At 50.1% G+C, this 6,476-nt stretch carries 8 protein-coding genes; 7 read left to right on the forward strand and 1 reads right to left on the reverse strand.

All coding sequences use genetic code 11. From position 1 onward, the window contains the following. The 7 genes from F7R02_RS23540 to F7R02_RS23575 form a co-directional block, all read left to right on the forward strand. On the forward strand, positions 1–635 hold a 635-nt coding region (locus F7R02_RS23540; RefSeq protein ID WP_151210220.1), incomplete at its 5' end, for an ATP-binding cassette domain-containing protein. A gap of 102 nt (positions 636–737) precedes the next feature. Next, positions 738–1,550 carry a pesticin C-terminus-like muramidase gene (locus tag F7R02_RS26555; RefSeq protein ID WP_167337506.1) on the forward strand — a complete coding sequence of 271 codons (813 nt, stop codon included), beginning with the start codon at positions 738–740 and terminating at the stop codon, positions 1,548–1,550. A 27-nt stretch (positions 1,551–1,577) separates the two neighbouring features. Then, a complete protein-coding gene (locus tag F7R02_RS23550) occupies positions 1,578–2,072 on the forward strand; it encodes a hypothetical protein (RefSeq protein ID WP_139370946.1) in 495 nt (164 codons plus the stop codon). A 201-nt stretch (positions 2,073–2,273) separates the two neighbouring features. After that, a complete protein-coding gene (locus F7R02_RS23560) occupies positions 2,274–3,044 on the forward strand; it encodes a hypothetical protein (RefSeq protein ID WP_235857321.1) in 771 nt (256 codons plus the stop codon). Between the two features lie 30 nt (positions 3,045–3,074). Next, a complete protein-coding gene (locus tag F7R02_RS23565; RefSeq protein ID WP_139370947.1) occupies positions 3,075–3,749 on the forward strand; it encodes a hypothetical protein in 675 nt (224 codons plus the stop codon). A gap of 43 nt (positions 3,750–3,792) precedes the next feature. After that, positions 3,793–4,317 carry a hypothetical protein gene (locus F7R02_RS23570; RefSeq protein ID WP_078589916.1) on the forward strand — a complete coding sequence of 175 codons (525 nt, stop codon included), beginning with the start codon at positions 3,793–3,795 and terminating at the stop codon, positions 4,315–4,317. A 116-nt stretch (positions 4,318–4,433) separates the two neighbouring features. Then, positions 4,434–5,018 (forward strand): hypothetical protein, encoded by a 585-nt coding sequence (locus F7R02_RS23575; RefSeq protein WP_235857322.1) that lies wholly within the window; start codon positions 4,434–4,436, stop codon positions 5,016–5,018. Positions 5,019–5,118: 100 nt separating this feature from the next. On the opposite strand, the gene F7R02_RS23580 is transcribed toward F7R02_RS23575, so the two are convergent. Continuing rightward, positions 5,119–6,417 (reverse strand): MFS transporter, encoded by a 1,299-nt coding sequence (locus F7R02_RS23580; RefSeq protein WP_439333446.1) that lies wholly within the window; start codon positions 6,415–6,417, stop codon positions 5,119–5,121. Positions 6,418–6,476 lie beyond the last annotated feature (59 nt).

A 6,476-nucleotide genomic window follows, 5' to 3' on the forward strand; every position in this document is an offset into this window, starting at 1 on the left:
GCCAAGTGATTGCAATTGTCGGGAACTCAGGCGTGGGTAAGACCACACTCATCCGCGTTCTGGCGGGGCTTGAAGATCTTCAAGTTGGGGACTTCTTAGTCAATGGAGAGGATCTGCGCAAAGTCGGTAAGTCGAGCTACCGGAGCAAGGTCAGCATCGTCATGCAGGGAGACAATCTGTTGTCCGGGACGTTGTCGGAAAACATCTCCATGTTCGATGAGCACATTGATCAAGAGCGTCTTATGCAGGCTGCGAAATTGGCATGCATCCACGACGATATTCAGCGCATGCCAATGGGCTTCAACGCCAGAGTCGGCGACTTGGGAAACACGCTGTCAGGTGGTCAAAAGCAAAGGATCTTCTTGGCGAGAGCCTTTTACAGGCGCACCAAGCTGTTGTTGATGGATGAGCCAACGACTGGGGTTGATGAGCAGATGGGTATGCAGCTGATGAAGAACATCAGAAGTATCGGTGCAACCACAGTCATTGTGACGCATGACAAGAACATCTCTCGGATGTGCGATATGCACTACCTCTTCGTTAACGGGAACCTGAGGCCCCTGATCAAAGAGCAGCCAAGCAGCTTTGAACAGGACAATGCAGTGGAAACAGCTGGAAAATCCAGCCAAGGATAAGAAGTAATACTCGTAAAAGTAATTCAGAGAGAGAAGCCTTATTGCGAATCAAATGGTAGAAATGATTGGATCAAAATTAAACGCACAGGATGGAGTGCTGTAATGAGAGAGCTAACAATCGAAGAGCTATTCCTAGTGGCAGGTGCAGCAGCCGCTGCGGACGTCGATCCAAGCGAGCCGCCCACTGAGTTGCCCCCCGTGGTCGTTAATCCACCTCCATCAGAACCACCAACATTGCCGCCAACACCGCCAGTTGAGCAACCCCCACCACCGCCACAAGGTGGAGGAGGGGGCAACGATGGTGATGTTTTTGTCCCGCTGGCTGCTGAAAACAGAATCGATAACGCCTTTATTGATAGCGTCGAGGGCGGGCAACAGCTAGATGCATATGTCCCCACCAATAACGGCGTGGTCATAGATCAGAGCGGAGTAACTGTGGCAACTGGAGTCGATTTGGGTGGCCAAACTGCCGAAAGCCTTGCCGCGCTAGGTGTGGATCAGGCGCTTGTTACTACGTTGACGCCCTACCTTCATCTAACAGGACAAGATGCGCTGAATGCCGTTCAAAACAACCCTCTCCACATCACCGAGGCGCAGGCAGATGCGTTGGATAACGCAGTTCGATCAAACATTTTAAATACGGTTGTTAATAGCTATAACAATTCTTCCGATTATGCTGACTTTTATCAGCTGCCTGGTGGCGTCCAGACCGCCATCGCAAGTGTTGCTTACCAATACGGCCCTGGCCTTGCCACAGCAACCCCCAATTTCTGGACCCAAGTAACAACGGGACATTGGCAAGATGCTGTTACCAATCTGAACGATTTCGGTGATGCGTATGATACAAGGCGAGACAGGGAGGCCGCGCTTATTCAACAAGATATTACGAACGGCAGCGTGCCGGGTGGCGGTTAAGTGTTGACTTATAACGTGAGGTTGGAGATGAAAGCTAACAAAAGAATTGCATCAATTGCAATAATGATCTTTTCATTGTGGGGAAGCGTTTTGGCCACGGCTGCGCCTGCCAAGATTAATTCTGCGGTCCTATCGGCTTACTTTGGTCAGTCAGCGGGTGACTATATTATTCCCGGAAAACCATTGGTGCAGCAGTTTGGGGAGGCTCTGAGCGGTCCACCCAACAAAGACGTTGATGTGGGGAATGGGGTGACCTTAATATCCGGCTGCCGCTACAAGAGCTGCATTGAGAAAGGTGCAGTTGCGATCAAGAGTGATAATACGGTCGAAGCTGCTGGGCTCATTCACTTTAACTGCAAAGCCGACACCAAAAAGTCGGGCGCTTCTTGCTCAAAAAATCCTACTTTCACCTTATTTGTGCCCAGGAATAAAAAGAGCCTTGACGCAGAGATTTCTGTTCTGAGATGGGCACATGAATATGCGCCAGATGCTACTTTTGAAACGGTCACGTTGGAGAAATGAGGTTTGCATGCCAAGAGTAAGAGGCCAACAGAGGTAAATTTATCTTCAAGTGCTTCGAGTCTGCCTAGCTCTAAGTCTATGTGAGCCGGGCTTGCAATGGACCGTTATTATGGGCTTCACGGGAAATAAAAAAATGATGTTTAGGAAGAAAAGAAAGCGAAACAGCAATTTATCAATCGAAATATTGCAGGGAGTGCTGTAATGAGAGAGCTGACAAACGAAGAATTATTTCTAGTGGCAGGTGCGGCAGCCGCTGCGGATGTCGATCCGAGCGAGCCGCCTACTGAGCTGCCGCCAGTTGTAGTTAACCCTCCCCCAAGTCCGCCTCCGACTATTCCCCCTTCACCACCAGTTGAACAGCCAGGGCCTATTAGTCCTCCAGGTGGGGGTGGCACTCCTCTTCCAACAGCGCCGGAATACGATCTCAACTTCACGCGTGCGTTGACAGCGGAAGAGTCGGCCGCTCTGGTTAAATTTGACGATGCAATCTACTTTGTTAAAGACTCTATCAGCTCGCTTCCTGATAACGCTTATATGCAAATGAGCGATGGTTCAACCGTGCAGATGTCTGAAATCAAGAGTCTGATGCTCAATGCAGACTATAAGGTAAACGAAGCGGGCACTAGCTATAGTAATGGGTTTGCGACTGGGCAGTCCGACTATAACAACGGCGACCCACAGATATCAATAAACATTGACACCATTAAGGGGTATTCCGATCTAATGGGAGGGGCGAATTTCTTGGTGATGCATGAGCTAGCACATAATGCAGCAGCTGCTCGAACCCTTTACCAAAACCTCTATCAAGATGGTTTTACCAATGCTGAGTTTAATCAAAGTGAAAAATTTGCCAATGATATTGTGAGGGGTGTTGCAAATTATCTCAGCATAGGCGTGCTTGGTCCCAGTGATACAAAGGTTGTTGGTGGATATAGTGAGGTAACTCCGACTATCATTGTTCCAACCCCTTGATTTTACATTCGCGTTAAAAAGGTGCTTTCGATGTCCATAGTTAGGGTTGCCTTAAATTCGATTTGCGTGCTTACGCTCGCCGGCCTAATGGTCGGGCAGGCCCGCTCAAATGACCAGCGAGAGAGTGCTGCTAGGGCTCTATGTTCAGAAAAGTCTCAGCTTAAAGACAATTTCTATGTGGAGGGCGGGAGTGTGAATTTGGTAGTCCCCCTAGCCAAGGTAAGTAAGGTTGACAATGTCCGAGTTCATGCGATCAAAGGCACGTGCGCTCAATTTGTTGACTATTATTCTGGTGATACTTATTACCTGTCCACCAACCTAAAAATTCAGGCGAAGCCAGGGATTATTGGTGATATAGATCCTCGTCCCGAGAAGATTGATAAGGGTAATTTTCTTGCAGCTAAAGATGGTGCGCTGTCAAAGGGCGTATTGGTCGATTCAATTCTCGTATCGCCATCACACGATCACTCAGACGACAAATACGTGGGAGCCTGGGTCACTAATGGTAAAACGCGCCTCATGATGTATTCAAAAAGCAAATCAGGACTTCCGAAAAAGGGAGAGGCAATTGCCGAGATCGATGGTCAAGTAGTTTCACTGGCTCAAATCGGTGCGCTGCACAGGGTTGACCAGGGGACTCTTTATGCTTTGGTCAAAGGTGACTCTTCCTTGTTGTCGGTTGCTTTCGATATTTATCGCCTGTAGATCAGGTTGAAATTGAATTGCGTGCTTATTTGAGAGGCCAGTAATGTTGGGCGTGCACAAAGGTCTTGCGGTTACATTACTGATGGCTGTCTTCTGCACAAGCGCCATTGCGGAAGATGGAATTTCAGGGCTCGCCATGGATGAAATAGTTGGTAAAATCTATGATCCGGGTAAGCCGGTAAACTATGAAGTTTTCCGCGAAATTGGACTCCTTGATTTCCATCAGGTGAGTTCAAGTCGATCTTTGAATATTGCTTTTCGCTCAAATGCGTTCAAGACGCGGGATCAGTATGCGATCTCCTTTGTTGAGTTCAGGGTCCCGCCTGAACTCGATAAAGGAGTGAGTTTTATGTATATGGAGCTCGCTCCTGAGCGCTGTTATGAAGTGTCTAAGATCAAGCAGAAATTTGCGCTCACCCCATACGTCCTGCCACCCAATCCCCATGCGCCACTCGCCGACGTTAGTAAGGATGTCTTCTATAAAACCAATCTTGGTGAAACGTCGGTGTATGTAAAGGCGAGTTCGAAGGGCGAGTGCTTGCTTGGTCTCACGAGAAGTCGAAACTGATGAGGTCCGCTGGTGCTAGCCAATTAGGCATCTAATTGGTTAGCGCTAATCTGGGCCGACACCTGGGCAGGCTTCAAGACGACACTTGAAGCGCTTTAAATGCAATGAGGGCTGGAGTGAAATTTTATAAGAGTAGTGTATGGTCCTCAGCTATCGTGGCCTTTTCTATTTTAGTATCGGCCACATTCTGTGGTGACGCCTATGGTTCAGAAAAAGTGCTTGACGAACTGGTGTCGCTATTCAGTAGCGGCGTTATTGTTGAAGAGTCTCAGGTCAACAAATTAATTAGAGCCGGCAAGACCGAGATTGTCAGAGACGAGCCCCTTCGTCGTCACTATCGAGTTTCATTGAATGATCAGAAGTCCCAGGTAGCAGCGTTGAGCTTCGGCGTTCATCGCAGTGATGAAAGTTCTCAGGCTTGGACAGTAGCTGCCCTAGCTGTAATTTCTACTGACAAAAAAGCCCGAGGCTGTGAAAGATATAGTGATATCGTTAAAAAATATGCTTTTGTGGAAGGCATACGTGAGCCTCGGGCCGTGATAAAAAATGCAGCTTGGACCCAACCAGCGACATTGACGAAAGGGCCGTATAAAATCTATGTCTCGACGACGGACGTGACCTCGCCTTGTGCTTCTGGGCTGACGGTTTCGACGAGGCTGACTGATGGTTTAGATGCTGTCACTCAAACTTCAAGCAAATAGTGTTCATTTTTGCACCGGCCTGTGCATAACGACTGAGCTCACGCATTACATGTTCTCGTAAACAGCCCAAGGTCATTGCAAGGCAACAGCGTGATGGCACTTACGGCTCTGGTCGCTCCTTCAAGTTATTCCGAATGATGAGCAAGTAGACGAGGAGGGCGGGCACGCACGTCAGGCAGATGCCAATGAAAAACATGCCATAGCCTTGGCTTTGTCCATGGAGCGTGGTGAGATAAGCCACTGCTAGGCCTGAGAAGCCGGCAAGCACCCTGCCGAAGATGGAGTAAAAGCTGGTTAGCCAAGCGTAGTGCTCACCTGCGCGTCCAAGCGTGACCAGCTTTGACATGTAAGCAACCAGGGCTATGCCGGTATAGCTACTAGCAAGGTTTTGAAGAATAACGCTAGCCCAAAGCAGTTCAGCAGACTGCTCGTTCGACGAGAGCGATGCAAGAACGAGGAGGGCAAGGGCTTGGAGAGCTGCGCCAACAAGAATGGTCGTGCTCAAAGACATACGCTTCAAGCTTGTGCCTGCAGCCAAAATTCCGAGGAAGGCTGCTGGGATCCCAAGCCAGATATGCAGGGATCCGACCACGCTCTTTCCAATGCCAAGGGCATAGTAGAAAGGATTGATCATGGGACCCAGAAGAATGTCCGGTAGGCGATAGCAGCCGATGAAGACGACCACCGCGATCCATCCTTGGAGCGTGGAGGGTCGAAGCGACACCAACCGAGCCCCCTGCTTCTCCGCACTCGTGCGACCTGGGGTGAGGACGCTATCGGGGGCAGATCGCAGAAAGAGCGTTCCGCAGATGGGCACCAACATCAGGGGAAGCAGAAGTGCATAAGCAACTTGCCAGGACAGCCGCGCTGCGAGCAAGAACACCAGACCGTCGCTCAGCAGTAGAGCAATGCGGTAGCCAAATTGGTAGGCAGTGAGGAGCTTGGCTGGCTGCTGGTGCACTGCCTCTTGTTCGATCCGGAACGCATCGACTGAGGCATCCAGGGTCGCACCGCCAAAGGCTGCTGCGATGCAGCTCAGTGCAATCAGCGGAAGGCTGCCAGCGACAACGCTCAGGACAAGGCCTAGGAGAGAGATGGCGACCATGATCGAAGACAAGACAATCCAGCCTTGACGGTGCGACATGGTGCTTCCAACGACCGGCGCACGACGTTGGTCGAGATGGCGGGCCCATAGGAATTTTAGGGAGTAGGGAAGTGCGGTCCAAGCCAAGGCACCGATGACTGCGATCGAAAGCGACTTTTCGCTGAGCCAATAGCCTAGTCGCCCCTGAAAAACCCCCAGGCTGCATCCATTGCAAGGCTTAACCTGCGTTTTAGGTGTGCTGGAATTGCCAGTTTTCGTTACTCTACGAACTGGTTTCTGGCAGTTTTCGCCCATGCGTACACGCCGTCCTGCCGCCGAGCAGTTGCCTGCCGATGAGTTGTTTCGTTCGCGTT

This window comes from Xanthomonas cissicola (genome assembly GCF_008801575.1).
Taxonomy (GTDB): domain Bacteria; phylum Pseudomonadota; class Gammaproteobacteria; order Xanthomonadales; family Xanthomonadaceae; genus Xanthomonas; species Xanthomonas cissicola.

Excerpts from the sequence above, each read along its gene's own strand:
- F7R02_RS23570 (WP_078589916.1), top strand. The coding sequence starts at position 3,793 with ATGTTGGGCGTGCACAAAGGTCTTGCGGTTACATTACTGATGGCTGTC.
- F7R02_RS23550 (WP_139370946.1), top strand. The coding sequence starts at position 1,578 with ATGAAAGCTAACAAAAGAATTGCATCAATTGCAATAATGATCTTTTCA.
- F7R02_RS23580 (WP_439333446.1), bottom strand. The coding sequence starts at position 6,417 with ATGGGCGAAAACTGCCAGAAACCAGTTCGTAGAGTAACGAAAACTGGC.
- F7R02_RS23565 (WP_139370947.1), top strand. The coding sequence starts at position 3,075 with ATGTCCATAGTTAGGGTTGCCTTAAATTCGATTTGCGTGCTTACGCTC.
- F7R02_RS23560 (WP_235857321.1), top strand. The coding sequence starts at position 2,274 with ATGAGAGAGCTGACAAACGAAGAATTATTTCTAGTGGCAGGTGCGGCA.
- F7R02_RS26555 (WP_167337506.1), top strand. The coding sequence starts at position 738 with ATGAGAGAGCTAACAATCGAAGAGCTATTCCTAGTGGCAGGTGCAGCA.